The 1,507-nt window shown below is 47.3% G+C and carries 1 pseudogene; it reads left to right on the plus strand.

Annotated features, from left to right (window positions below):
- Nucleotides 1-1,469 (plus strand): annotated as a pseudogene (locus tag ACP5H1_RS08405) (N-6 DNA methylase); the annotation flags it as partial.
- Between the last annotated feature and the right edge of the window lie 38 nt (nucleotides 1,470-1,507).

Raw genomic sequence — 1,507 nt, forward strand, 5'->3', positions numbered from 1 at the left:
CTGACAAATTCGACTTAGTAATCATGAACCCGCCGTTCACGCGAGCCACGGGCAGGGTAAGCGAGGAATTTAAGGAGGGCGAGAAGGGCTTGTTCGGCTTCATAAGTGAGAAGAAATACAGAGAGAAACTCCTTAAGCGGTTTAACGAAATAAGGAGTTCTGTCAGAGAGGACATGAAAAATATAACGAGGGACTTGGCGAAAAGGGAGAACTTACCCGACGCAGTTAAGGAAATAATTAACGGAAAAAAGGAGTTCAAGCAGTACCTGGGCATTGGACAGGCTGGCGAGGGTTTATTATTCCTGTACTTGGCCTATAAATACGTTAAGCCAGGCGGCATGATAGCCTTCGTGCTTCCGAGGGGCGTCCTTTCTGGCGTCAGTTGGTTCCTTGCTAGGTCTCTGTTGGCAAGTAAATTCCACGTTAACTACGCCATAGTTAGCAGTGATGCCGAGAACGGGTACAACTTCAGTGAGAACACCAGCCTGAGCGAGGCACTGATAGTGGCCAGGAGGGTTGAAAAACACGACCCAGGCGAAGAGACTGTGTTCGTTACACTAAGAAGGAAGCCCAGAGGCGCCATGGAGGCTGTGTTACTGGCGGAGAAAATAATGGAGGGTGTGCCAAGTGATGCCGAAGTTATGCGCGTGGGCAGGGCTGACCTGTTAAGGAACCTTGACAACTGGGGCCAGTTCACGGCTTTTAACGATGCCAAGCTTATCAATGATGCAATGTCCATAATGAGGGGAAATGTTTGCGGTATCAATGTGCCCATCACGTTATTGGGTAACGTGATAAAAACCATGGGTATTAACAGAGCTCAATTTCATGATTATTTTGAACCCACGAGCTCAGAAACTCCTTATCCAGTTCTCTTCGGTGGTGGCGAGGAGGTTAGGATTAGTATGGCTGTTAGGCACAACATGTTCGCTAGACCTAAGAGCAGTCGGGCAGGGGACGCGTTTAATACGTATGCTGGTAATATCCTGGTGCCAGAAAGGGTTTGGGTGGATACCGCTCACGTAATTGCTCTCTATTCAAATGAGCCATTATTATCCAACATATTCTACGCCACAAGACTGAAGTGCAGTAATGCAGACAAGGCGTTAGTAGCCTGGCTGAACACCACATGGGGGTTAATGACAATACTAGCGAAGAGGGAGGAGACCAGGGGGCCGTACATTAGCCTTACAATAACTCAGTGGAGGTTACTGCCCGTCCTAGACATTTGCTCGCTAAGTAGTGATAAGCTAAGTGAACTTGCTGGTATTTTTGATAAATATTCTAATAAAATACAATTTAGGAGAATCCCAGAGCAGTACAGTGGTGACTCCAATAGGTTGAATTTTGATCTTGATTTCCTAAGGGCTTTGAGCCCAGCCATTAACGAGGATAAGGCGAGACTGTGCATCACCGATATATACAGGAAACTAGACATTGCATTAAAGACATGGACAGGCCACAGGTGAAAGATTTAGCTACGGAGGCGCGACAGCAGCCCAGGGCT

It is taken from the genome of Acidilobus sp., assembly GCF_049973875.1.
Classification (GTDB): Archaea; Thermoproteota; Thermoprotei_A; order Sulfolobales; family Acidilobaceae; genus Acidilobus.